General features: G+C 66.5%; 13 protein-coding genes. 11 read left to right on the top strand and 2 right to left on the bottom strand.

What is annotated here, in order from left to right; translation table 11 throughout:
* Positions 1-77: 77 nt before the first annotated feature.
* The 5 genes from H7A86_RS12285 (at position 78) to H7A86_RS12305 (ending at position 9983) form a co-directional block, all read left to right on the top strand.
* Entirely contained in the window at positions 78-935 is an 858-nt protein-coding gene (locus tag H7A86_RS12285; RefSeq protein WP_119131400.1) for a plasmid replication/partition related protein, read from the top strand.
* A gap of 494 nt (positions 936-1429) precedes the next feature.
* Positions 1430-2734 carry a DUF445 domain-containing protein gene (locus tag H7A86_RS12290; RefSeq protein ID WP_104647914.1) on the top strand — a complete coding sequence of 435 codons (1305 nt, stop codon included), beginning with the start codon at positions 1430-1432 and terminating at the stop codon, positions 2732-2734.
* Positions 2735-2886: 152 nt separating this feature from the next.
* On the top strand, positions 2887-6981 hold the full coding sequence (locus H7A86_RS12295; RefSeq protein ID WP_119131399.1) for a CHASE domain-containing hybrid sensor histidine kinase/response regulator: 4095 nt from the start codon (positions 2887-2889) through the stop codon (positions 6979-6981).
* Between the two features lie 31 nt (positions 6982-7012).
* Positions 7013-8005: an HD-GYP domain-containing protein gene (locus tag H7A86_RS12300; protein ID WP_119131398.1), complete on the top strand. Its 993-nt coding sequence runs from the start codon at positions 7013-7015 to the stop codon at positions 8003-8005.
* Positions 8006-8546: 541 nt separating this feature from the next.
* Complete coding sequence (locus H7A86_RS12305) at positions 8547-9983, top strand: DHA2 family efflux MFS transporter permease subunit (protein WP_119131397.1); 1437 nt, start codon at positions 8547-8549, stop codon at positions 9981-9983.
* A 91-nt stretch (positions 9984-10074) separates the two neighbouring features.
* Here the strand turns inward: H7A86_RS12305 and H7A86_RS12310 are convergent, their stop codons facing one another.
* Complete coding sequence (locus tag H7A86_RS12310; protein WP_119131396.1) at positions 10075-10650, bottom strand: TetR/AcrR family transcriptional regulator; 576 nt, start codon at positions 10648-10650, stop codon at positions 10075-10077.
* Positions 10651-10781: 131 nt separating this feature from the next.
* Between H7A86_RS12310 and H7A86_RS12315 the strand changes: the two genes are divergently transcribed.
* From H7A86_RS12315 to H7A86_RS12325, 3 genes are all read left to right on the top strand, one after another.
* Positions 10782-11864, top strand: coding sequence for an alkene reductase (locus H7A86_RS12315; RefSeq protein WP_119131395.1), 1083 nt, complete (start codon positions 10782-10784; stop codon positions 11862-11864).
* Between the two features lie 48 nt (positions 11865-11912).
* Positions 11913-12701: an SDR family NAD(P)-dependent oxidoreductase gene (locus tag H7A86_RS12320; RefSeq protein ID WP_119131394.1), complete on the top strand. Its 789-nt coding sequence runs from the start codon at positions 11913-11915 to the stop codon at positions 12699-12701.
* 226 nt (positions 12702-12927) lie between these two features.
* Entirely contained in the window at positions 12928-13929 is a 1002-nt protein-coding gene (locus H7A86_RS12325; RefSeq protein WP_119131393.1) for an NADP-dependent oxidoreductase, read from the top strand.
* Between the two features lie 609 nt (positions 13930-14538).
* Here H7A86_RS12325 and H7A86_RS12330 read toward each other — a convergent pair.
* On the bottom strand, positions 14539-19548 hold the full coding sequence (locus H7A86_RS12330) for an NAD-glutamate dehydrogenase (RefSeq protein ID WP_119131392.1): 5010 nt from the start codon (positions 19546-19548) through the stop codon (positions 14539-14541).
* Positions 19549-19838: 290 nt separating this feature from the next.
* Between H7A86_RS12330 and H7A86_RS12335 the strand changes: the two genes are divergently transcribed.
* Genes H7A86_RS12335 through H7A86_RS12345 form a run of 3 tightly spaced genes read left to right on the top strand, consistent with a single transcriptional unit; the run spans position 19839 to position 25000 of the window.
* Positions 19839-20498 carry a TetR/AcrR family transcriptional regulator gene (locus H7A86_RS12335; RefSeq protein WP_104582124.1) on the top strand — a complete coding sequence of 220 codons (660 nt, stop codon included), beginning with the start codon at positions 19839-19841 and terminating at the stop codon, positions 20496-20498.
* Positions 20499-20512: 14 nt separating this feature from the next.
* Positions 20513-21817, top strand: a complete 1305-nt coding sequence (locus H7A86_RS12340) for an efflux RND transporter periplasmic adaptor subunit (protein WP_119131391.1) — start codon at positions 20513-20515, stop codon at positions 21815-21817.
* Positions 21818-21829: 12 nt separating this feature from the next.
* Complete coding sequence (locus tag H7A86_RS12345; RefSeq protein ID WP_104582122.1) at positions 21830-25000, top strand: multidrug efflux RND transporter permease subunit; 3171 nt, start codon at positions 21830-21832, stop codon at positions 24998-25000.
* Positions 25001-25138 lie beyond the last annotated feature (138 nt).

Raw genomic sequence — 25138 nt, forward strand, 5'->3', positions numbered from 1 at the left:
CGCGCAGCCCGGTCAAGCGCGCAAAGCCGGGGCAGGCTCACTACAATGCCGGCCCCGCACTTCCCCGCAGTTGCCGCATGAACATCGTTGTCAAAGAAGAACTCAAGGCCTACATCGACCCGTTGACGCCCGACGAGCACGAGGCGCTGGAGCGCAGCCTGCTGGCCGAGGGCTGCCGCGATGCACTGGTGCTGTGGGGCGATGTGCTGGTGGATGGCCACAACCGCTACGGCATCTGCCAGAAGCACGGCCTGCCGTTCCAGACCGTGCAGAACCCGCGCTTCCAGTCGATGCAGGACGTGCAGCTGTGGATGATCGAGCAGCACCTGGGCCGGCGCAGCGTGTCGGACTTCCAGCGTGGCGTGCTGGCGCTGCGCAAGCGCGAGATCCTGGCCGCGCGCCAGCGCAGCCAGCGCGATGCCGACGCCGCGGCGGAAGCGCCGGTGGTTGCCGACGATGACCAGCCCGCCGCCGGCATCGACCACGGCACCGTCCAGGCCGCCGCCGACAGCGACAGCCCGCCGTGGGAAGAGACCTCCACCCCGGTCAGCCGCGCCGAGCTGGCGCGCGAGGCCCGCCTGAGCAACAACCAGGTGGTGATGATCGAGCGCATCCACAAACAGGCCGCCCCGGAAGTGGTGCAGGCGGTCAAGGCCGGCGAGATTTCCATCAGCGCCGCCGCTGCCGTGGCCACCCTGTCCGAAGACGAGCAACGCGCCGCCGCGCAGGCCGGCAAGGCCGAGCTCAAACAGGCGGCCAAGCGCGTGCGCGACGCCAAGCGCAAACCCAGGCCCGACGAGGCCGAAGGCGGCGAAGCCGAACGCCGCGATGTGAAAGCCCTGCAACGCCGCGTAACCGAACTGGAAAACGAAAACGCCGCGCTGCAGGCCAAGGTGACCGCGCTGCAATCACAGCTGGAGCGCCTGCGCGGCTGAATACCCGACAGTGCATCACCGTAGGAGCGCACCCGGGCGCGACACGGCTTTCCCGGTAACGCCATCGCGCTCGGGCGCGCTCCTACAAAACGATCGGCCGCTGCGCGAATGGCGACCACGATCGCTGCAACCACCCGTAGGAGCGCACCAGGGCGCGACCGGGCTGTCCCGGTAACGCCATCGCGCTCAGGCGCGCTCCTACAAAACGATCGGCCGCTGCGCGAATGGCGACCACGATCGCTGCAACCACCCGTAGGAGCGCACCCGGGCGCGACCGGGCTGTCTCGGTAACGCCATCGCGCTCGGGCGCGCTCCTACAAAACCGATCGGCCGCTGCGCGAATGGCGACCGCGATCGCTGCAACCACCCGTAGGAGCGCACCCGGGCGCGACGCGGCTTTCCCGGTAACGCCATCGCGCTCAGGCGCGCTCCTACCGAACCGATGACGCGTGCCGTGGACATGCCCTGCTCCGGCGACTGGGTACACTTCGGACATGGAACCCAGTCTCAGCACTCCCCGTCCCGTCGATCCCCGTCGTGCCCAGCTGCAGCGCATGAAGCTGTTGGCGGTGGCCCTGCTGCTGGCCATGTTCGCCGGCTTCGTCGTCAGCCACCTGATGGGCGAACAAGGCGTCTGGGCCTGGGTCTCGGCCTTCTGCGAAGCGGCCACGGTCGGCGCATTGGCCGACTGGTTCGCGGTGGTGGCCTTGTTCCGCCGCCCGATGGGCCTGCCGATCCCGCATACCGCCATCCTGCCGCGCGGCAAGGACCGTCTGGCCGATGGCCTGGCGGTGTTCGTGCGCGACCAGTTCCTCGCCCCGGATGCGTTGATGGACAAACTGCGCGTGTTCGACCCGGCCAGCCGCCTCGGCGAATGGCTGGCCAAACCCGAGCAGGCGCGCATGCTCGCGCAGATGGCGCGCAGCTGGATGCTGCAGGCGCTGGAGCTGCTGGACGAGGCTGCGGTGCGCCGCGCGATCCAGCGCTTCGTGGTCGACCGTCTGCGCAAGTGGAATGCCGCCGCCACCGTCGGCGATATCATGGCGCTGCTCACCACCGATGGCCGGCATCAGAAATTGCTGGACGAGGTGCTGCTGCGCCTGGGCGAGTGGCTGGACCAGGAGCAGGTCAAGACGCGCGCCTCGGCGTTGATCGTGCGCTACGCGCGGCGCGAGTGGCCCAAGCTGGTCGGCACGGTGAACTGGGTCAAGCCGATCGAAGAGATCGGCGACAGCCTGGCCGACCGCATGGCGCGTGCGGCGATCGAGGAGTTGCAGGACATCCTCAAGACGCCCGAGCATCCAATCAGGCTCGACTATGAAGCCTGGCTGCAACGCTACATCGCGCGCCTGCGCGACGAGCCGGCAATGGCCGAGCGCGTGGAAGAACTCAAGCAGCGCGCGATCGAACATCCGGCCCTGCAGGACTACGTGCAAGGGCTGTGGGGGGAGATCCGCGATGCGCTGCGCAACGACCTGGCGCGAGAGGAATCATCGATGGCCGCGCACATGGAGCGTTCCATGCAATCGCTCGGACAGGCATTGTCGCAGGATCCCTCGCTGCGTGAAGCGCTCAACCAGCACATGTTGCAGGCGGCCGACAAACTCACCACGCGCTTGCGCGCATCGGTGACCGAGCATATTGCGTCGACGGTGAAAAGTTGGGACGAACGTCACCTCGTCGAACAATTGGAATTGGGTGTCGGACGCGATCTGCAATACATTCGGTTCAATGGAACGCTGGTGGGCGGACTGATCGGTCTTGCCCTTCACGCATTATCGATCTGGCTGGCGTTCTGATGCATTGGCAATGACGTTGATCGCCCACCGGAAGCACGTGCAGACACGGGGAAGACCGCACGCATTCTGATGATCGTCAGGCGCCACCACGAAGCCGACCTCACTGTCGGTCAGCACACCGGGCACGCAACAGGCAAGGCAAAGGGACACAAATGCCGAATGGCCGCTGGGATCTGCGCAGGAAATACGGGCGCCGTGCGTCGATCGGGGCCCTGCTGATTCTCGCCGCAGGTTTGATTGCCGCCATTTTCGCCGGCCTGTCGCTGCAGCGACATAACGACCTCGAGCGCGAGCAGCGTTTCAACTACGTCGTGCGCACGCTGACCCGTAATATCAGCGAGCGCATGTATACCTTCGAACATGGGCTGCGCGGCGCGCGCGGCGCGGTGATCGGCGCCGGCAAGGAGATCATCAGTCGCGACCGCTTCACCCTGTACAGCCGCTCGCGCGATTACACGCGCGAGTTTCCCGGCGTGCTGGGCTACGGCTACATCCATCGCGTCGCGCCCGCCGACGAAGAGGCCTTCCTGCAGGCCGCCCGTGCCGACGGCGCACCGGACATCAAGCGGCGGCCGCTGGAGCCCTGGGACGGCGAGCGCTACATCGTGCTGTATTTCGAGCCGGAGTCCTCGGGCAACCGTCCGATTGGCCTGGACATCGCCTCCGAGCCACGTCGCCGCGCCGCCGCACTGCAGGCCGCGCGCAGCGGCCTGCCGATCATGACCTCGCCGATCTCGCTGTCCGGCTATCGCATTCCCAGCGAGAGCGGATTCCTGGTGCTGCTGGCCGTCTATCGCGAAGGCATGCCGCTGCAGACGCCGCAGCAGCGCATGGCCGCCACCAGCGGCTGGGTGTATGCGCCCTTCAGCGTCGAGCAGATGGTGCAAAGCACCCTGGGCGAGCGCGACGACCTGGCACTGGACCTGTCCGACAGGAACGAGCCCACCCACAATTTCTACCGCAGCGGCACGCCGTCCAGCGACAGCGCAAGTCGCCCGCCGGTGATCCAGCAGCTGCAGATCTACGGCCGCACCTGGATCATCACCGCCCACCCCACCGCCAGCTTCCTGGCCTCGCTCAACCAGACCTCGCCATGGCTGATGGGCGGCCTGGTGCTGGGCGTGTCGGTGCTGCTTGCGGCATTGCTGGTGCTGTATTTCAGCAATGGACTGCGGCGCGAGGAAGTGCTGCGCAAGCAGATGGAGCTGGCGGCGCTGGTCAGCCATTCCAGCGAAGCCATCGTCGCCGAAACCCCGGACGGAGACATCACCCACTGGAATCCCGCTGCCGAAGCGATGTTCGGCTACAGCGCGGACGAGGCGATCGGCCAGAACCTGACGATGCTGCTGTCGCCGCAGCCGTATGCAATTGCCGACATCGCGCACGCCGACGAACACCAGTCGGTCGATGCCTCCGCGGCGCAAAGCATGCGCCATCGCGACGGGCATCTGGTGCATGTACTGGCCAGCAAGGCCCCGATCATCGAAAGTAACGACACCCTGAGTGGGCATTCGCATTTCTTCCGCGACATCTCCGAGCGGGTGCGGTCGCACCAGCGCATCGTCGCGCTCAATGCATCGCTCGAACATCAGGTCGCCGAACGCACCAGCGAACTGATGAAGTTCTCCGCGCTGCATCGGGCGATTCTGGCGCATGCCGGCTTTGCCATCATCGCCACCGACTCCGCTGGCTTTGTCACGCTGTTCAATCGTGCCGCGGAAAAACTGCTGGGCTACAACGCCGACGAGGTGATCGGCCGCCGCAAGGCCGGCCAGTTCATCGAGCCCGAGGAACTGCAGCAGCGCGCGCACATGCTCTCCGAGCAGACCGGCGCGCCGGTGGCGCACACCCTGGAGGCGATCGCCGCGCTGACCAGCCTGGGCCGCAGCGACACCAGCGAATGGACCTACGTCAGCCACGAAGGCCGCCGCCTGCCGGTGCTGCTGACCCTGAGCACCCTGCGCGACGACAACGACCAGGTGATCGGCTACCTGGGCATGGCGGTGGATCTGACCGAGCAGAAACTGCACGAGAAACAACTGCGCTTGGCGATGGACGCGGCCAAGAGCGCCAACCAGTCCAAGTCCGATTTCCTGGCCAACATGAGCCATGAAATCCGCACGCCGATGAACGCGATCCTGGGCATGCTGTACCTGCTGCAGCGCAGCGAACTGCCCGCTGCGGCGCAGGACATGGTGACCAAGATCGATCGCTCCGCGCGCTCGTTGCTGGAAATCATCAACGACATCCTGGACTTCTCCAAGATCGAGGCCGGGCGCATCGACCTGGAACGCGCACCGTTCGACCTCAATCAACTGTTCGACAACATCGCCGACCTGATGCGTTCCTCGCTCAGCACCAAACCGGTGGAAATGATCGTCGAACCGCTGCCGCGCGACTGCCGCTGGTTGCTCGGCGATGCGCTGCGCATCAACCAGGTGCTGGTCAACCTGGTCGGCAACGCGATCAAGTTCACCGAGCAGGGCGAAGTGGTGCTGTCGGTACGGCGCTTCCCCAGCGGCGATCCGAACAAGTTCAAGCTGTTGTTCTCGGTGCGCGACACCGGCATCGGCATCTCCAAGGAAAAGCAGAGCCTGATCTTCTCGCCGTTCCTGCAGGCCGACACCTCCACCAGCCGGCGTTACGGCGGCAGCGGCCTGGGCCTGACCATCAGCCGGCGCCTGATCGAGTTGATGGGCGGCGAGCTGGAAGTGGAAAGCGTGCCCGGCCGCGGCAGCGAGTTCTATTTCGTGATCACGCTGGAAAAAGCGGCCCCGCCGCCGGCCCAGCGCGAGCTGCCCGCGCTGCCGCCCGAAGCGATGCCGCGCGTCTTGATCGCCGACGACCACGATGCCGCGCTCAACAACCTGGTGCGCATCGCCACCGAACTCGGCTGGCGCGTGGATGCGGTCGCCAGCGGCCAGGCCGCCTTGCAGGCGATCGAACAGGCCAGCGAGCCCTACGACATCTTCCTGCTCGACTGGCGCATGCCCGATATCGACGGGGTGGCGATCGCGCGGCAGATCCGCGCGCGCGCCGTGCCCGGCCCGCATCCGGTGATCGTCATGGTCACCGCGTACGAGCGCCGCCTGCTTGAACAGCACCCGGAGCAACAGGATCTGGATGCGGTCATGACCAAGCCGGTCACCAGTGCAGCGCTGCACCGGCTGATGGAGCAACTGGTCGACGCACGCCCCGGCGCGCGGCCGGTGACGCCCACCTTCGTGGCGCGCCGCCTCGAAGGCGCGCATCTGCTGCTGGTGGACGACAGCGAGATCAACTGCGAAGTGGCCCAGCGCATTCTCGAGGGCGAAGGCGCCATGGTCACGGTCGCTCACGATGGCGAGCAGGCCGTCAACACGCTCAAGCGCGCCCCGGAGCTGTTCCAGCTGGTGTTGATGGACGTGCAGATGCCGGTGGTCGATGGCTACGAAGCCACGCGGCGGCTGCGGCAGATCCCGGCGCTGGCCAGCCTGCCGGTGATCGCGCTGACCGCCGGCGCCTTTCGCCCGCAACAGGAGAAGGCGCTGGAAGCCGGCATGAACGGTTTCATCGCCAAGCCCTTCAATGTGGAGGAACTGGTCACCGCCATCCGCCATTTCCTGCAGCCCGGCGTGCGGCGCATCCCCTCGCTGCCGCACGAAGCCGACGTCCCTGCCGGCCCCGAATGGGAACATGCCGACCCGGAGGTGCTGGATGCGGCACGTGCGCGCAGCCTGTGGCGCGAGCGCGAGCCGTACGAGCGCTATCTGCTCAAACTGCTGCGCGACAACCCCGACCCGGCCGAGACCGCAGCCGAGCATCTGCGCCGCAATGAGTTGCCGGCGATCGGCGCGCTGGCGCACAAGCTGCGTGGCGCAGCCGGGTCGCTGGCCTTGCCGGCCCTGGCCGGTGCCGCCAGCGATCTGGAGACCCGCATCGAGGAAGGCCACGACATCACCTCGGCGCTGATCGCGCTCAAGGACACCATGCAGCGCACCACCGCCGCGATCCATGCCTTCCTGCAACACGCCAGCAGCGCCGAGGCGGCAAGTGACGATGCGGTCGCGCTGGACGCGGACAGCGTGCAGATCCTGGAAGCGGCCCTGGGCAGCGACGATGCCGACAGGATCGACCACGCGCTGCTGATCTGCGCGCCACGCCTGCCGCGCACCCTGCAGGAAGGACTGCAGCGTGCGGTGGATGATTTCGACTTCCGTCGCGCCGAGGCCACGCTGCGCGACTGGCAAGCCACTCACCTGCACTGACCGGTCGCCACGCAGGTCGCAAGGAGTCTTCATGGCGCATCGTCCCCTGCTGTGTGTCGACGACGAATCCAGCAACCTGGCCACCCTGCGCCAGTTGCTGCGCGACGATTTCCCGCTGGTGTTCGCCAAGTCCGGCCGCGAAGCGCTGGAGGCGGTGATCCGCCACATGCCGTCGTTGATCCTGCTGGATGTCGAGCTGCCGGACATGGACGGCTATGCGGTGGCGCGCACGCTCAAGCAGCAACCGGCCAGCGCGGCCATCCCGATCCTGTTCGTGACCTCGCGCAACAGCGAGCACGACGAGCGCACAGGCCTGGAAGCGGGCGCGGCCGACTACGTCAGCAAGCCCTACTCGCCCGCCCTGCTCAAGGTCCGCATCGCCACCCAGTTGAAGCTGGCCGAAAACGCGCGGCTGGCCCAGCAATACCGCGATGCGATCCATCTGCTCGGCACCGCCGGGCAGGGCCAGGATGCCGACACCGGCGCCCATATCTGGCGCATGGCCGCCTATGCGCGGGTGCTGGCCGAAAAGATCGGCTGGCCGGCGCAACGGGCGCAGTTGCTGCAGGATGCCGCGCCCCTGCACGATGCCGGCAAGATTGCGGCACCCGGCGGCCTGCTGCACCCGTCCGATACGCTGGACGAACACGAACGCTCGGTGGTGCGCCAGCATCCGCAGGTCGGCCACGCCCTGCTGCGACACGGTCGCGGGCCGGTGTTTCAGCTGGCTGCGGAGATCGCCCTGCATCACCACGAATGCTGGGACGGCAGCGGCTATCCCACGGGCCTGGTCGGCGATGCCATTCCCGAATCGGCGCGCATCGTGGCGGTGGCCGATGTGTTCGATGCGCTGTGCGGACGGCGCGCCTACAAGGCGCCATGGACGGTGGACGACGCCATGCGCAAGCTCGACAGCATGGCCGGCAAGCAACTGGAGCCGCGCCTGGTGCAGCATTTTCGCGAGGCATTGCCGCAGATCCTGCAGATCATGGACGCCTGGGACGATCCGGCCGCACAGTGTTGATCCACACGATGCGTGCTGCGGCCGCTCCCGGCATCTCGCACCAACAGGGAGCTGTTCTTCCCCGGTCGGGGGAGAAAGACAAGCGCCAATGCATCCCTTCTCCGGCCGGGATAACGGTGCCGGTCGGGAGAAGGATGGGTGCCGGTGCTTCCCTTCTCGGGCCGGGAGAAAGGTGCCGGTCGGAAGAAAGATGCGCGCCGGTGCTTCCCTTCTCCCCCCGGGAGAAGGTGGCGCGTAGCGCCGGATGAGGGGACGCCCAGCCTGGCGACCGACCAGTCATCCCGACTCGCCACACCAATCAGCCGCCCGCGCCGCCCGGAACAACGCTGACGGCGATCCGGACGCCAGCGCAGCTCCCCCAGCATCCCAAAACAGCCCCGGCGCATCCACCTCCAGACACACGCACTGTTACCCATGCACGCTTGAACCCCGCTGCGCAGCGGCGGACAATACCCATGTTGCGCCGCACAACACCGTGCGACGCGGGCCGGCCCGATCGCCATCTGCGCGCCACCGCTGCGGCCCCGCAACCGAGAGTCCGATGTCCTCCAGCGTGTCCGAGGCCGGCGTCACGCCGCCGCGTTATCCCGATTACCGCATCATCTCGCTGATCCTGGCCTGCGCCATCTTCATGGAGCAGATGGATGCCACCGTGCTGGCAACCGCGTTGCCGACCCTGGCACGCGATTTCGGCGTTGCCGCGCCGGCAATGAGCATCGCCATGACCAGCTACCTGCTGGCGCTGGCGGTACTGATCCCGGCCAGCGGCGCGATCGCCGACCGCTTCGGCCTGCGCCGCGTGTTCGGCGCGTCGATCTGGGTGTTCGTCGGCGGCTCGATCCTGTGTTCGCTGGCCGACAGCCTGCCCACCATGGTCGCCGCGCGCGTGCTGCAGGGCGCCGGCGGCGCGATGATGGCCCCGCTCGGCCGGCTGATCCTGCTGCGCACCGTCGAACGCCGCCATCTGGTGTCGGCCATGGCCTGGACGCTGGTGCCGGCCTTCATCGGCCCGATGCTCGGCCCGCCGCTGGGCGGATTGTTCGTCTCGTACCTGGATTGGCGCTGGATCTTCTACATCAACGTGCCGATCGGCGTGGCCGGTTTCCTGCTGGTGCGCCGTTTCATCCCGGAAATCCCCACCGAGTCAGCCCCGGCCCGCTTCGATCTGCGCGGTTTCGTGCTGTGCGGCACTGCGTTGGGTTGCCTGTTGTTCGGCCTGGAAATGGTCAGCCAGCAGGACGGCATCGGCACCGCGAGCTGGCTGCTGGCCATCGGCGCCAGCGCAGCGCTGGGGTATCTGTGGCATGCCCGCCACCACCCCGCTCCGCTGCTGGACCTGAGCCTGCTGCGGATCGACTCGTTCCGCCTATCGGTGATCGGCGGTGCGCTGATGCGCATCACCCAGGGCGCGCATCCATTCCTGCTGCCGCTGCTGTTCCAGATCGGCTTCGGCATGAGCGCCGCGCACAGCGGCCGCCTGATCCTGGCCACCGCACTCGGCGCACTGCTGATGCGCAGCATCACCCCGCAGTTATTGCGCCGCTTCGGCTATCGCAACAGCCTGATCGGCAACGGCGTGCTCGCCAGCCTGGGCTACATGGTGTGTGCGTTGTTCCGGCCCGACTGGCCGCCGGCGCTGATGTTCGGCCTGCTGCTGTGCTGCGGCGCCTTCATGTCGTTCCAGTTCGCCGCCTACAACACCATCGCCTACGAAAACGTGCCCGCATCGCGCATGAGCCGCGCCAGCAGCCTGTACACCACCTTGCAGCAACTGATGCTCTCGGTCGGCGTCTGCGCCGGCGCAATGATCCTCAAGCTGGCGATGCTGGCCGGCGATCACACACAACCGGCGCAACGCGATTTTTCGCTGGCGTTCTGCGTGGTGAGCCTGATCTCGCTCAGCGCCACCTGGTGGCACCTGCGTTTCGACAAGGATGCCGGGCAGGAAATGAGCGGGCACCGGGCGTCCAGCGGCTGACATCACCACCGCGCAGCCGGCGGGCCTGCGCGAGCGTGACCTGGAATCGGCACGCGTCAGCAGCAAAACGCCGGTGGACAGCCCACCCCGGTCAATTGGACGGCTGCAGCGACGACAGGATCTGGTCGCGACACACCGCAATGATTTCGTCGGCCAGTGGCGAGGCGTTCGGGCACGCCCGCGACAGCACGATGGCGCCGATGGCATGCGCCATCATGCCCAGGTTGCTGGCGCGCTCGGCCGCAGCCTGCGCAGTGCCGGGCGCAGCCCCGCTGCGGTCGAGCGTCGCCAACAGGTTCTCGACCCCGGCAGCAAACGCGTCGCGCACTTCCTCCGGCTGGCGCGCGGCATCGGCACCCAGCGCAGCCATCGTGCAGCCGGTGGCAGGGCTGTCGCGATGTTCGCGCGACAGATACGACATCACGAAATCCGCCTTGTCCACCTGCTCGGTCTGCGCGGCGGTATTGGCCAGGCCGCAGGCCGCCGACTCGGCCATCAGGTCCGCCTTGGAGCGGAACTGCTTGTAGAAGCCACCGTGGGTGAAACCTGCAGCGGCCATCAGATCGGCGATGCCGATCCCTTCATAACCGCGCTCGCGAAACAGCACCGAGGCCGTCTCGACGACGTGCGCCCGGTTCGCCTGTGCCTGTGCCTTGGTCACTTTCATCGTTGGGACACTCCGTGGTGATGCGGACATGGGAAAGCGAGAGCGTACATTGATGTTGACCGGCATCAAAGTGTTGACATCTTAGATTTTGATCGTAATCTTTGCCACTTCCTGCTGTCCGAGCCCCGTCAATGACCCACCCTTCGCTGTTCGAACCCTATGCACTGGGCACGCTGACCCTGGCCAACCGCATCGTGATGGCGCCGCTGACCCGTAACCGTGCGGGCGCCGGCCTGGTGCCGACCGCACTGGCAGCCACCTATTACGCCCAGCGCGCCTCGGCCGGCCTGCTGATTACCGAGGCCACCCAGGTCTCGCCCCAGGCCCAGGGCTACCAGGACACCCCCGGCCTGTACACGCCCGGGCAGATTGCCGCCTGGCGCGCGGTCACCGACGCCGTGCATGCCAACGGCGGGCGCATCTTCGTGCAGCTGTGGCACGTCGGCCGGGTGTCGCATGTCGACCTGCAGCCGGGCGGCGCGGCACCGGTTGCGCCGTCGGCGATCCGCGCGGCGACCAAGGTGTTCGTCAACAACGGCTTTGCCGATGTCTCCGAACCACGCGCGCTGGAGCTGCACGAACTGCCGGGCATCGTCGACGACTTCCGCCAGGCCGCGGCCAATGCGATTGCCGCCGGCTTCGACGGCGTCGAAATCCACGGCGCCAATGGCTACCTGCTGGAGCAGTTCATCAAGGACGGCGCCAACCAGCGCACCGATGCCTATGGCGGCTCGATCGAAAACCGCGCGCGCCTGTTGCTGGAGGTGGTCGCCGCAGTGAGCGAGCAGATTGGCGCCGATCGCACCGGCGTGCGCATCTCGCCGGTATCGCCGGCAAGCGGCATTTCCGGCAGCGATCCGCAGCCGCAATACGACTACATCGCCGAGCAACTCGACGCGCTGGGCATCGTGTACCTGCATGTGGTCGAAGGTGCGACCGGCGGCCCGCGCGATGCGGCCCCGTTCGACTATGCCGCGCTGCGCAGCAAGTTCACCCGCACCTACCTGGCCAACAACGGCTACGACCTGGACCTGGCCAACGCCCAGGTGCGCGCAGGCAACATCGACCTGGTGGCCTTCGGCCGCCCGTTCATCAGCAACCCCGACCTGGTCCAGCGCCTGCGAACCGGCGCAGCGCTGGCGCCGTTGAATCCGGCCACCCTCTACGGCGGTGGCGCCGAAGGCTATATCGACTACCCGTCCCTCGCCGGCTGAGGCTGCCTCGCCTGGCGTCCTTCATCCACTCTCATCAAGGAATCCTGCATGTCCACGCTTCCCGCTGTCCTCATCACCGGCGCCTCCACCGGCATCGGCGCCGTCTACGCCGAGCGCTTCGCGCAACGCGGCCATGACCTGGTACTGGTCGCACGCGACAAGGCCCGCCTCGATGCGCTGGCTGCGCGTCTGCGCGATGCACATGGCGTCAGCGTCGATGTGCTGCAGGCCGACCTGACCCAGGCCGCCGATCTGGCCGCGGTGGAAACCCGCCTGCGCGAGGATGCGCAGATCGGCATCCTGATCAACAACGCTGGCATGGCGCAGTCCGGCGGCATCCTGCAGCAGGACGCCGCGGCGGTCGACCGCCTGATCGCGCTCAATGTCACCGCGTTGACGCGCCTGTCCGCCGCTGTTGCGCCGCGCTTTGCACAGTCCGGCAGCGGCGCGATCGTCAACCTCGGCTCGGTGGTGGGTTTCGCTCCGGAATTCGGCATGAGCGTCTATGGCGCCACCAAGGCCTTCGTGCTGTTCCTGTCGCAGGGGCTGCACCTGGAGCTGGGCGCCAAGGGCGTGTATGTACAGGCCGTGCTGCCGGCCGGCACGCGCACCGAGATCTGGGGACGCGCCGGTATCGACGTCAACACGCTCAGCGACCTGATGGACGTGGGCGAACTGGTCGACGCCGCGCTGGTCGGCTTCGATCGCCGCGAGCTGGTCACCATTCCGCCGTTGCACGTGGCCGAACGTTGGGACGCACTGGATGGCGCGCGCCAGGGCTTGTTGTCGGACATCCGGCAGGCGAACGCCGCAGAGCGTTATCAGCCGGCAGCCTGACCGGCCGAACGACGCTGCTGCCCCGCAGCGCTCGCCACGGTGAGCGCTGCGGACCTGCATGGAGACGGCACGCAGCCGCACGCGTGCACGGGTTCGATGGATTCACGTGGCCCATGTGGCGATCAGGCGGCAGGCATCGCTCTGCCAGCGCAGGGATGAAGGCGGCCGGGGCCGGCGTCGTACCCGGCCACACATCCCTACAACTACGGCATTGGACTGGAACCAGATGAAAGCACTCACCTTCAAACGCTACGGCAAGGCTCCCGGCATCGGCTTCAGCGAGCTGGCCCGCCCGACGCTGCAGCCCGACGAACTACTGGTCGAGGTGCATGCCGCGGGCGTGAACCCCATCGACAACATGATTCCCACCGGCATCTTCAAACCCGTGGTGAAATTCGAGCTGCCCGCCACGCTGGGCAGCGACGTGGCCGGGATCGTCATCGAGGTCGGCAGCCGCGTCACCCGCTTCAAGCCGGGCGATGCGATTTTCGCCAGCGTGTTCGATCTTGGCCGCGGCACCATCGCCGAGTATGTCGCGGTACCGGAAAGCGCCGCAGCGTTGAAGCCGGCCAACCTGGAGTTCGTGCAGGCGGCATCGCTGCCGATGGTCGCACTCACGTCCTGGCAGGCCCTGAAGGAACGTGCCGGACTGCAGCCCGGCCAGAAGGTGTTCATTCCTGCCGGTTCCGGCGGCATCGGCACCATCGCGATCCAGTTGGCAAAACACCTCGGCGCCACTGTCGGCACCACCACCAGCACCGGCAATGTCGCGCTGGTGAACAGCCTTGGCGCAGACGAGGTGGTCGACTACAGGCAACAGGACTTCGAGACCGTGCTGCACGGCTACGACGTCGCGCTGGGCACGATGCGGGGCGATACGATCGAAAAATCGCTCGCCATCCTCAAGCCCGGCGGCAGGATCGTGTCGCTGGTCGGGCCGCTGGATGCCGCCTTTGCCCGCGCACGCCGGTTGAATGTCGTGCTGCAATTCGTCTTTGCCATGATGAGCCGCAAGATCATCCGCCTGGCGAACAAGCGCAACGTCGCCTACGGCTTCCTGTTCGTGCGTCCCGATGGCGCGCAACTGGCGAAGATCGGCGAACTGCTCGAAGCCGGACGCATCCGCCCGGTCATCGACAAGGTCTTTGGGTTCGACCAGGCAAAGCAGGCGCTGGAATATCTGGCCCAGGGCCGCGCCAAGGGCAAGGTGGTCGTCAAGATCAAGTAAGACACCGGACGTAAGTCCGTGGGCCATGGGTGCGACAAGAAGACCGGACAGCGCGAACCGCGCCGTCGCACTGTTTCAGCAATAGTGCACAACACGTGTCCATGTTTGTAATGCGCACTGAAATGTGCAGTTGGTTGCAGCGCACCCAATCTGCGGCGTGTCTGCAGCGCCTTCAGTAAAACAGTCAGCACACTGTCTGGTGCGGTGTCCTCACCGGTTGCGGGACCGTGTGGCGGCATGGATGCCGCCACCGAGCCCCCAGGGACGGGTTCACGGCGTGTCCCGCAAGCGGTGAGGGCGCCGCGCCTTCGACGCTGCAAGTTTGCTGCAGGGCCCTTGCCCGCCCACCATCGCGGGACACGCCGCAAGTACGTCCATGTAGGGCTCCGGCGCGGCATCCATGCCGCTCAGGGTCCCGCGACGGTGAGCGGGCAAGGACCAGTGGAGAGGGTCGGTGTGCATGGCAAGAGCAGTGCTGGATGCGCCTGGTTTGAGCTGAACAGCATCAACCCCCAAAGGCGGCTCTTTGGTGCGAAACGACGACATTTGCCAGCAGGAAATGAGGGTGATGACGAAGCACCTGCTCCGCCATCACCTCGCTGCACACTATTACATCCCGTGCGCTGCCAACTGGCCCAACCGCTGCACCGCCACCGACACGGTCGGGTAGTCCAGCGTCTTCTGCTCGGCCACATCGGCCAGCATCGCCAGGGTGAAGCGCAGGCTGGAATCGTCGCGCGCCAGCCAGTTGGCCACCTTGTCCTCGGCACTGCTGCCGGGCAGGGTCAGCACCTGCGCCACCAGTGCACGCTGATGCGCGGCCAGTTCATCGCGCAGCACACCACGTGCCACTGCATGCCAGCGGCCGTTGACCTCCAGCGCGTCGATCTGCTCGAACAACCACGGCAGGCGCAGCGCTTCGCCCAGGCGGAAATGCACCTTGGACACGTCCACCGGCTTGAGCTTGCGGGTGCGCGCGGTTTCGATGATGTCGAAGGCCGGTTCCAGGTAACGCAACTCGCACAGCTGTTGCGCCAGTTGCGGCGGCAGGCCCTTGTCCTGCCATTCCTGCACGCTGGCTTCGTACTGCGGGCGCTGCGCATCCGACAGCACGCCGGAAGCGATACGGATGTCATTGAACGGGCCGTGGTAACGCTCCACCGCCGCGGTGATGCCCGGCATCTGGCCCGGACGCAGCAGCAGCCAACGCACGAACGAGCGTTGCAGGCGCCAGATCACTTCCAGTGCATCGATCTGCACCGACTCGGGCACCTTGCCGTCCAGCGCGTCGATCTGCGTCCACAGCGCGCGTGCATCCAGCGTCTCGCGGCTGATGGTATAGGCCTTGGCGACCTCGGCGATGCTGCGGCCGGTGTCTTCCTGCATGCGCATCAGGAAGGTGGCGCCCATGCGGTTGATGGTGGTGTTGGTCACTGCGGTGGCGATGATCTCGCGCTTGAGGCGGTGACGCTCCATCGCATCGGCGTACTTCTTCTGCAGCGGCTGCGGGAAGTAGCGCTGCAGTTCCTTGGACAGATACGGGTCTTCGGGGATATCCGATTCCAGCAGCTGCTGGAACGCCACCAGCTTGGAGTACGACAACAGCACCGACAGCTCCGGGCGCGACAAGCCCTGCCCGCGCGCCTTGCGTGCGGACAATTCGGCATCGGAGGGCAGGAACTCGATCTGGCGATCGAGCAGGCCCTGCAGTTCCAGCGTGCGGATGAAGTGCTGCTTGGAGCCCAGGCGCTTGACGCTCATCCGCTCCATCAGGCTGATCGCCTGGTTCTGGCGGTAGTTGTCCCACAACACCAGGTCGGCCACTTCGTCGGTCATCGACGCGAGCAATGTGTTGCGCGCGTCGTAGGTGAGCTTCTTGGCCTGCACCATGTCGTTGAGCAGGATCTTGATGTTCACCTCGTGGTCGGAGGTGTCCACGCCGGCCGAATTGTCGATGAAGTCGGTGTTGAGCAGCACCCCGGCCTGCGCGGCCTCGATGCGACCGAGCTGGGTCAGGCCGAGGTTACCGCCCTCGCCCACCACCTTGCAGCGCAATTCGCCGCCATTGACGCGCAGGCCGTTGTTGGCGCGGTCGCCCACATCGGCGTGCGACTCGCTGGACGCCTTGACGTAGGTGCCGATGCCGCCATTCCAGAACAAATCCACCGGCGCCTTGAGGATGGCGTTCATCAGCTCGTTGGGCGAGAGCTGCTTGACGCTGGATTCCAAGCCCAGCACCTCGCGTACCGGCGCGCTGATGTCGATGGATTTGAGCGTGCGCGGATAGATGCCGCCACCGGCGCTGATCAGTTTGGCCTCGTAGTCGGCCCAGCTGGAACGCGGCAGCTTGAACAGGCGCTCGCGCTCGGCGAACGAAGCGGCGGCATCCGGATTGGGGTCCAGGAAGATATGCCGGTGATCGAACGCGGCCAGCAGCCGGATATGCCTTGAGAGCAGCATGCCGTTGCCGAACACGTCGCCGGACATGTCGCCGATGCCGACCACGCTGAAATCCTGGCTCTGGCAATCGCGCCCCATTGCGCGGAAGTGGCGCTTGACCGACTCCCACGCACCACGCGCGGTGATGCCCATGCCCTTGTGGTCGTAACCGACCGACCCGCCGGACGCGAATGCATCGCCCAGCCAGAAGCCGTGGTCCAGCGCCAGCCCGTTGGCGATGTCGGAGAACGTGGCGGTGCCCTTGTCGGCCGCGACCACCAGGTACGGGTCGTCCAGGTCATGGCGCACCACCTGCGGCGGCGGCACGATCTTGCCGCCGACGATGTTGTCGGTGATGTCGAGCAGGCTCTGGATGAACAGCTTGTAGCAGGCGATGCCTTCGGCCTGGATCGCATCACGGTCGCCGCCCACCGGCGAGCGCTTGACGTAGAAACCGCCCTTGGCGCCGACCGGCACGATGACGGTGTTCTTGACCATCTGCGCCTTGACCAGGCCCAGCACCTCGGTGCGGAAATCCTCGCGCCGGTCCGACCAGCGCAGGCCGCCACGCGCCACCGCGCCAAAGCGCAGGTGCACGCCTTCCACCCGTGGGCTGTAGACGAAGATCTCGCGGTACGGACGCGGCTTGGGCAGATCCGGCACGATCGAAGAATCCAGCTTGAAGCTGATGCAGTGCCCGTGCTTGCCGCTCTTGTCGGTCTGGTAGTAGTTGGTGCGCAGCGTCGCGTCGATCACGCCGATGAAGCTGCGCAGGATGCGGTCCTCGTCCAGGCTGGAAACGCGGTCCATCAGCTTCAGCAGCGTGGCGCGCGCAGCCTCCTGCTGCGCATCGCGGTCGCTGCCGCGCGCCTGCAGCACCGGCTCCAGCGCCTTGAGTGTGGCCTCGTCGCCACCGGCCAGTACCGACAGTTCCTCGCGCAGGCGTTCCTGCCCGGCAACGATCTGCGCCTTGGTCTCGCTGCCGGTGGCCGGATCGAAGCGCGCCTCGAACAGTTCCACCAGCAGGCGCGCCAGCAGCGGATAGCGGGTGAACGTCGCCTCGACGTAGGCCTGCGAGAACGGCACCGCGGTCTGCAGCAGATACTTGCAATAGCCGCGCAGCAGCGCGACCTGGCGCCAGTGCAGGCCGGCCGCCAGGATCAGGCGGTTGAAGCCGTCGTTTTCGGCATCGCCGCTCCAGATCCGCTCGAAGGCTTCGCCGAAACCGGCGTCGGCGTTGGCCGCATTGATCCTGCCGGAGGTCGATTCGACCTCGAAATCCTGGATGTAGACCGGCGTCTCGCCGACCTGCAGCCGGTACGGCCGCTCGGAGATTACGCGCAGGCCCAGGTTCTCCATCATCGGCATCGCATCGGACAACGGGATGTCGTCGAGCTGGCGATACAGCTTCAGGCGCAGGCCTTCGCCGGCGTCCAGCCGCACGCCGTCGTCGCGGCGGATCTCCTGCAGGCTCAGGTGCAGGTCATCCGGGCCTTCCAGTGCCGCCAGATGCTCGACGTCGGACACCGCCGATTCGATCGACGAGTCTTCGATATAGCCGGCCGGCAACGCACGCCCGAAGTTGGCCGCCATGCGCAGGCCATTGACCTCGCCATGCCGCGCCACCAGCGCCTCGCGCAGGGCATCGCGCCAGTTGCGCAGCAGATGCGCCAGCCGCGATTCGAGCTCGGTGGTGTTGAATTCCAGCGCCTCGCCACTCTTGGGCCGCACGATCAGGTGCAGCTGCGCCAGCGGCGATTCGCCCAGCACCACGCTGGAATCGATGTATTCGCCGTGCAGCGCCTCCTTGAGCAAGGCTTCGATGCGCAGCCGCACATCGGTGTTGAAGCGCTCGCGCGGGATGTACACCAGCGCGGAGATGAAGCGGCTGTACTTGTCGCGGCGCAGAAACATGCGGCTGCGCACGCGCTCCTGCAGGCCGAGGATGCCGATCGCGGTGCGATACAGCTCTTCCTCGTTGGACTGGAACAGCTCCTCGCGCGGCAATGTCTCCAGAATGTGCCGCAGCGCCTTGCCGCTGTGGCTGCTCGGGGTCAGCCCGGACTTGCTCATCACGTATTCGTGGCGCTGCCGCACCAGCGGAATTTCCCACGGGCGGCGGTTGTAGGCGCTGGAGGTGAACAGGCCCAGGAAGCGCTGCTCGCCGACGATGCGGCCCTTGGCATCGAATTCCAGGATGCCGATGTAATCCATGTAGCCGACCCGGTGCACGCGCGAGCGCGCATTGGTCTTGGTCAGGATCAGCGCGTCCTTGAGCTTGGCCGAGGTGTTCAGGCCATGCGCCGCCAGCGTGGTCACCGGGCGCGCCGGCGAGGTGTCACGGCCGCGCATCAGGCCCAGGCCGGTTTCTTCCACCGGCGCCAGCACGTCCTGGCCGTCCTGCTTCTCCACGCGGTACTCGCGGTAGCCGAAGAAGGTGAAGTGGTCGGCGGCCGCCCAGCGCAGGAACTCCTGCGCCTCGTGGCGGCTGATGTCGTCCATCGGCAGGCGGCGGGTGGCCAGGTCATCGGCCAGCATCACCATCTTTTCGCGCATCGACGCCCAGTCGTGCACGATCGCGCGCACTTCGGCCAGCACCTTGCGCACCGCCGCTTCCACCTTGGGCATGTCGTCGGCGGGCTGGCGGTCGATCTCCAGCACCATCAGCGATTCGCTCTTGCCCTCGCCCACCGCGGTCAGCTTGCCGGCCTTGTCGCGCGCGATGCGCAGCACCGGGTGGCCGAGCACGTGCACGCCGATGCCCAGGTCCGACAGCGTCATGCTCACCGAGTCCACCAGGAACGGCATGTCGTCGTTGACGATCTGCAGCAGCGTGTGCGGCGATTCGTAGCCGTGGCTCTTCAGGGTCGGGTTGAACACCCGCACATTGACCGTGCCGGCCTTGCGCGTGCGCGCAAACTCCAGCATGTCGGCCGCCAGGGCCGCCCACTGTTCGGGTGGGTGGTTGGGGAACTCGTCCTCTTCCATGCGCCGGTAGAAGTCGGCTGCAAACAGCTGCACCTCGGACTGGCGGGCAGCCGGGTAGCGCTTGCGCAACGCGGCAAAGACCGGCTCCAGGGTGACCGCCTGCGGCGCGGTGGCAAGCACGGGGACGGCATGTTCGGCGACCGGTGTGACCGACGTCGTGGACGATTTCGAAGCAGCTTTCTTGGCTGTCATGAGAGCGCTGGGATGCTCGGTGGAAAACCTGAATTGTACCGGCGCCGGATGAAGGCGCCTTGCTGCATAGCGCAAATTCCCGGGGCCGGCACCGGCCCCGGACGCGGCATCCAAGCGCTACCCGACTGTAATTCCTCGGGCGGCGGCCGATTGGCGGTCGCGCATCGGCCTGTCGGACCGCCACAACCGGCAAAGTCGGGCCCGACGCTTGGCGCACAAGGCGCTGTACAGACAGAATTGCGACCGTCAAGCCTGTTTAAAAACTAAACTGGACGGTATAGTCTACCGCCATGACCCCCCGTTCCCACCGTGCTTCCCGGCGCTCGGATTGCGATCGCCGCATCCATGCGGCTGTGCATACGCTGCTTGCCGAGCGTGGCATGCGGCTGAGCATGGATGCCGTGGCCGAGCGTGCCGGTTGTTCCAAGCAGACGCTCTATAGTTACTACGGTTGTAAAGAAAACCTGCTGCGCGATGTCCTTCAGGACCACGTGCATCTGGCCACGGTGCCGCTGGGCACCGCCTCCGGCGAGTTGCGCGAGGATCTGCTGGCCTTTGCGCTGGCCCATCTTGACCGCCTGAACCGGCCCGATGTGCTACAGACCTGCCGATTGGTGGAGGCCGAATCGCACCGGTTTCCCGACCAGTCGCAGCAGATCTTCCAGGACGGGGTCGTCGGCATGCAGCAGCGCCTGGCGCAGCGCTTCGAACAGGCGATGCAGGCAGGCCAGCTGCGCCATGACGATCCGCACTGTATGGCCGAACTGCTGTTGAGCATGATCGTCGGTCTGGATTTCGACCGGCAACGCTTTCAGGTACCCCACCGCGCCGGCCTCCCCGCCAGGCAGCAGTGGGCGCAGTTCGCTGTCGATACGTTCCTGCGCGCCTTTGCCGCGGTCGCTGCCACGCCTTCGCTGTCCCCGCTTTCCTTTCTCACTTCAAGACCCTAACGGAGTTCCTCCTGATGATCGCCCCGCTCCGCACATTCGGCCTGGCCTGTGCCATCACCCTGGCGCTGGCTGCCTGCAGCAAGCCCGAACAACAGCAGGCGCCGCCGCCGCCGGAAGTGTCGGTGCTGGAAATGAAGCCGCAGACCCTGCCGCTGGAACGCGACCTGGTCGGCCGCCTGTCGGCATTCCGCTCGGCCGACGTGCGCGCACGCGTGGACGGCGTGGTGCTCAAGCGCCTGTACACCGAGGGCACCGACGTCAAGGAAGGCCAGCCGCTGTTCGAGATCGACCCGGCACCGCTGAAGGCCACGCTGCTGCAGGCACAGGGCCAGCTGGCCGCCGCCGAGGCGACCTACGCCAATGCCCAGGTCGCCGCCAAGCGCGCGCGCAGCCTGGCCCCGCAGCAGTACGTGTCGCGGGCCGACATCGACAACGCCGAAGCCACCGAGCGCTCCTCCCGCGCCAACGTGCAGCAGGCACGCGGCCAGGTCGAGTCCGCCCGCATCCAGCTCGGCTTTGCCAGCGTCACCTCGCCGATCACCGGCCGCGCCGGCATCCAGCGCGTGACCGAAGGTGCGCTGGTCGGCTCGGGTGAGGCCACCCTGCTGACCACGGTCGACCAGATCGACCCGCTGTATGTGAACTTTGCGATGAGCAGCGAAGAGCTCGCCGCCCTGCGCCAGGCCCAGAGCAGCGGCAACGTGCAGCTCAGCGGCGATGGCAAGTCCACCATCAACGTGGAACTGGGCAACGGCACGCAGTACCCGCACCCCGGTACGCTGGACGTGTCGGCGGTGACGGTGGACCCGAGCACCGGTGCGGTGTCGCTGCGCGCGACCCTGCCCAACCCGGAACAGGCACTGCTGCCGGGCGCGTTCGTGACCTTCAAGGCCAGCCTGGGCCAGCGCAACAACGCCTACCTGATGCCGCAGCAGGCCGTGCAGCGCGATGCCACCGGCGCCTACGCGCTGGTGCTGGGCAAGGACGGCAAGGTGGTGCGCAAGAATCTCACCGTCGACGGCCAGCAGAAAGGTCAGTGGATCGTCACCGGTGGCGTGACCCCGGGCGATCAGGTGATCGTCGATGGCGTGCAGAAGGCCAAGGAAGGCCAGCCGGCCAAGGGCGTGCCGTGGGATCCGAACAAGCCGGCGCAGGGCGGCCAGCCGGGTGCACCGGGCGCGGCTCCCGCCGCCCAGGGTGGCAACGCACAGGCCGCACCGGCAGCCGACAAGGCCGACGCGGCGGTACCGGCCGCGCAGGAACAGTCCAAGCCAGACGCTGCGGCGCAGCCGGCCGACTCCCAGTCCAAGCAGCAGTAACGGAACCCGGACATGCCTAAGTTTTTTATCGAACACCCTGTCTTTGCCTGGGTGGTGGCGATCCTGATCTCGCTTGCGGGCGTGATCTCGATCCTGAATCTGGGTATCGAGTCGTACCCCACGATCGCCCCGCCGCAGGTCACCGTCACCGCCAACTTCCCCGGCGCCAGCGCCGATACCGCCGAAAAAGCGGTGACCCAGGTCATCGAGCAGCAGCTCACCGGTATCGATCACCTGCTATACTTCAACTCGTCCTCGGCCGCCAACGGCCGCGTGACCATCACGCTGACCTTCGAAACCGGCACCGACGCGGATATCGCCCAGGTGCAGGTGCAGAACAAGGTGTCGCTGGCCACGCCGCGTCTGCCCTCGGAAGTCACCCAGCAGGGTGTGGTGGTGGCCAAGGCCAACGCCGGCTTCCTGATGGTGGCCGCGCTGCGCTCGGACAACCCGTCGATCAACCGCGACGCGCTCAACGACATCGTCGGCTCGCGCGTGCTCGAGCAGATTTCGCGCGTGCCCGGCGTGGGCAGCACCAACCAGTTCGGCGCCGAGTACGCGATGAACATCTGGCTGAACCCGGAGAAGCTGCAGGGCTACAACCTGTCGGCGACCCAGGTGCTGACCGCGGTGCGTAACCAGAACGTGCAGTTCGCTGCCGGTTCGGTGGGCGCCGACCCGACTCCGGAAGGCATCAGCTTCACCGCCACCGTGTCGGCCGAGGGCCGCTTCAGCTCGCCGGAACAGTTCGAGAACATCATCCTGCGTACCGACAACAACGGTGCCACGGTGCGCTTGAAGGATGTCGCGCGGGTCACCGTGGGGCCGAGCAACTACGGCTTCGACACCCAGTACAACGGCAAGCCCACCGGTGCCTTCGGTATCCAGCTGCTGCCGGGCGCCAACGCGCTGAACGTGTCCGAGGCGGTCGGTGCCAAGCTCGACGAGCTGCAGCCGACCTTCCCGCAGGGCGTGACCTGGTTTGCGCCGTACGAATCGACCACCTTCGTGCGCATCTCCATCGAGGAAGTGATCCACACGCTGGTGGAAGCCATCGTGCTGGTGTTCCTGGTGATGCTGCTGTTCCTGCAGAACTTCCGCGCCACCGTGATTCCCACGCTGGTGATTCCGGTCGCGCTGCTGGGCACGTTCTTCGGCATGTACATGATCGGCTTCACCATCAACCAGCTGACGCTGTTTGCGATGGTGCTGGCGATCGGCATCGTGGTCGACGACGCGATCGTGGTGATCGAGAACGTCGAACGCATCATGAGCGAGGAGCACCTGGAGCCGAAGGCGGCCACGCAGAAGGCGATGACCCAGATCACCGGCGCGGTGGTGGCCATCACCGTGGTGCTGGCGGCGGTGTTCATCCCCTCCTCGCTGCAACCCGGCGCCTCGGGCGCGATCTACAAGCAGTTCGCGCTGACCATCGCCATGTCGATGGGTTTCTCCGCGTTCCTGGCGTTGAGCTTCACCCCGGCGCTGTGCGGCGCGTTCCTCAAGTCCACCCACTCGACCAAGAAAAACTGGATCTACCGCACCTTCGACAAGTACTACGACAAGCTGGCACATCGCTATGTCGGCGTGGTCGGCCACACCCTCAAGCGCTCGCCGCCGTGGATGATCGTGTTCGTGGTGCTGGTGGTGCTGTGCGGCTTCCTGTTCACCCGCATGCCGGGCAGCTTCCTGCCGGAAGAAGACCAGGGCTTTGCAGTGGCCATCGTGCAGCTGCCGCCGGGCGCGACCAAGATCCGCACCAACGAGGCGTTCGCGCAGATGCGTGCGGTGCTGGAGAAGCAGCCGGCCGTGGAAGGCATGCTGCAGATCGCCGGCTTCAGCTTCCTGGGCTCGGGCGAAAACGTCGGCATGGGCTTCATCCGGCTCAAGCCGTGGGAAGAGCGTGACGTTACTGCCGAGCAGTTGATCCAGCAGCTCAACGGTGCCTTCTACGGCATCAAGGGCGCGCAGATCTTCGTGGTCAACCTGCCCACCGTGCAGGGCCTGGGCCAGTTCGGCGGCTTCGACATGTGGCTGCAGGACCGCTCCGGCGCCGGCCAGCAAGCCTTGACCCAGGCACGCAACATCGTGCTGGGCAAGGCGGCGGAAAGGCAGGACACCATGGTGGGCGTGCGCCCGAACGGCCTGGAAGACGCACCACAGCTGCAGCTGTCCGTGGACCGTGTGCAGGCGCAGTCGATGGGCCTGGACGTCAGCGATATCTACAGCTCGATCCAGCTGATGCTGGCGCCTGTGTACATCAACGACTACTTCTCCGAAGGCCGCATCAAGCGCGTCAACATCCGTGCCGACGACCAGTTCCGCACCGGCCCCGAGTCGCTGCGCAGCTTCTTCAGCCCCAGTGCGACAGCAGTCGGTGCCGATGGGCAGCCGGGAATGATTCCGCTGAGCAATGTGGTCAAGGCCGATTGGACCTTCGCCTCGCCGGCGTTGAACCGCTACAACGGCTATTCGGCGGTGAACATCGTCGGCAACCCGGCGCCGGGTGGTAGCTCCGGCCAGGCGATGACGGCGATGGAAGAGATCGTCAACAACGATCTGCCGCCGGGCTTCGGCTTCGACTGGAGCGGCATGTCGTACCAGGAAATCATTGCCGGTAATGCGGCCACGCTGTTGCTGGCGTTGTCGGTGGTGGTGGTGTTCCTGTGCCTGGCCGCCCTCTACGAGAGCTGGTCGATTCCGGTGGCGGTGCTGATGGTGGTGCCGATCGGTGTGCTGGGTGCGATCACCTTCTCGATGCTGCGTGGGCTGCCGAACGATCTGTACTTCAAGATCGGCATGATCACCGTGATCGGCCTGGCGGCGAAGAACGCGATCCTGATCGTGGAGTTCGCGGTGGAACAGCGTGCGGCAGGCAAGACGCTGCGCGAGGCGACGCTGGAAGCGGCACACCTGCGCTTCCGCCCGATCCTGATGACCTCGTTCGCCTTCATCCTGGGCGTGCTGCCGCTGGCCATCTCCACCGGTGCCGGCGCCAACTCGCGTCACTCCATCGGTACCGGCGTGATCGGCGGCATGGTGTTCGCCACCGTGCTCGGCGTGATCTTCATCCCGCTGTTCTTCGTGGTGGTGCGCCGCATGCTGGGCGACAAGCTGGACGAACAGTCCAAGGACTACCTCGCGGCACAGGGCGACGCCGGAAGCCATCGTCCGGATCGTTGATCTGGGACATCGCGTAGAACGAAAAGCCCCGGCACTGCCGGGGCTTTTTTTTGGGCTGCGCAACAGTGATAGCTCGTAGGAGCGCACCCGGGCGCGACGTGCATGACCGGTAACGCCCGTCGCGCCCGGGTGCGCTCC

It is taken from the genome of Xanthomonas euroxanthea (assembly GCF_903989455.1).
Classification (GTDB): Bacteria; Pseudomonadota; Gammaproteobacteria; order Xanthomonadales; family Xanthomonadaceae; genus Xanthomonas; species Xanthomonas euroxanthea.

Coding starts and splice junctions, on each gene's coding strand:
- H7A86_RS12285 (WP_119131400.1), top strand. CDS start 78: ATGAACATCGTTGTCAAAGAAGAACTCAAGGCCTACATCGACCCGTTG.
- H7A86_RS12290 (WP_104647914.1), top strand. CDS start 1,430: ATGGAACCCAGTCTCAGCACTCCCCGTCCCGTCGATCCCCGTCGTGCC.
- H7A86_RS12295 (WP_119131399.1), top strand. CDS start 2,887: ATGCCGAATGGCCGCTGGGATCTGCGCAGGAAATACGGGCGCCGTGCG.
- H7A86_RS12300 (WP_119131398.1), top strand. CDS start 7,013: ATGGCGCATCGTCCCCTGCTGTGTGTCGACGACGAATCCAGCAACCTG.
- H7A86_RS12305 (WP_119131397.1), top strand. CDS start 8,547: ATGTCCTCCAGCGTGTCCGAGGCCGGCGTCACGCCGCCGCGTTATCCC.
- H7A86_RS12310 (WP_119131396.1), bottom strand. CDS start 10,650: ATGAAAGTGACCAAGGCACAGGCACAGGCGAACCGGGCGCACGTCGTC.
- H7A86_RS12315 (WP_119131395.1), top strand. CDS start 10,782: ATGACCCACCCTTCGCTGTTCGAACCCTATGCACTGGGCACGCTGACC.
- H7A86_RS12320 (WP_119131394.1), top strand. CDS start 11,913: ATGTCCACGCTTCCCGCTGTCCTCATCACCGGCGCCTCCACCGGCATC.
- H7A86_RS12325 (WP_119131393.1), top strand. CDS start 12,928: ATGAAAGCACTCACCTTCAAACGCTACGGCAAGGCTCCCGGCATCGGC.
- H7A86_RS12330 (WP_119131392.1), bottom strand. CDS start 19,548: ATGACAGCCAAGAAAGCTGCTTCGAAATCGTCCACGACGTCGGTCACA.
- H7A86_RS12335 (WP_104582124.1), top strand. CDS start 19,839: ATGACCCCCCGTTCCCACCGTGCTTCCCGGCGCTCGGATTGCGATCGC.
- H7A86_RS12340 (WP_119131391.1), top strand. CDS start 20,513: ATGATCGCCCCGCTCCGCACATTCGGCCTGGCCTGTGCCATCACCCTG.
- H7A86_RS12345 (WP_104582122.1), top strand. CDS start 21,830: ATGCCTAAGTTTTTTATCGAACACCCTGTCTTTGCCTGGGTGGTGGCG.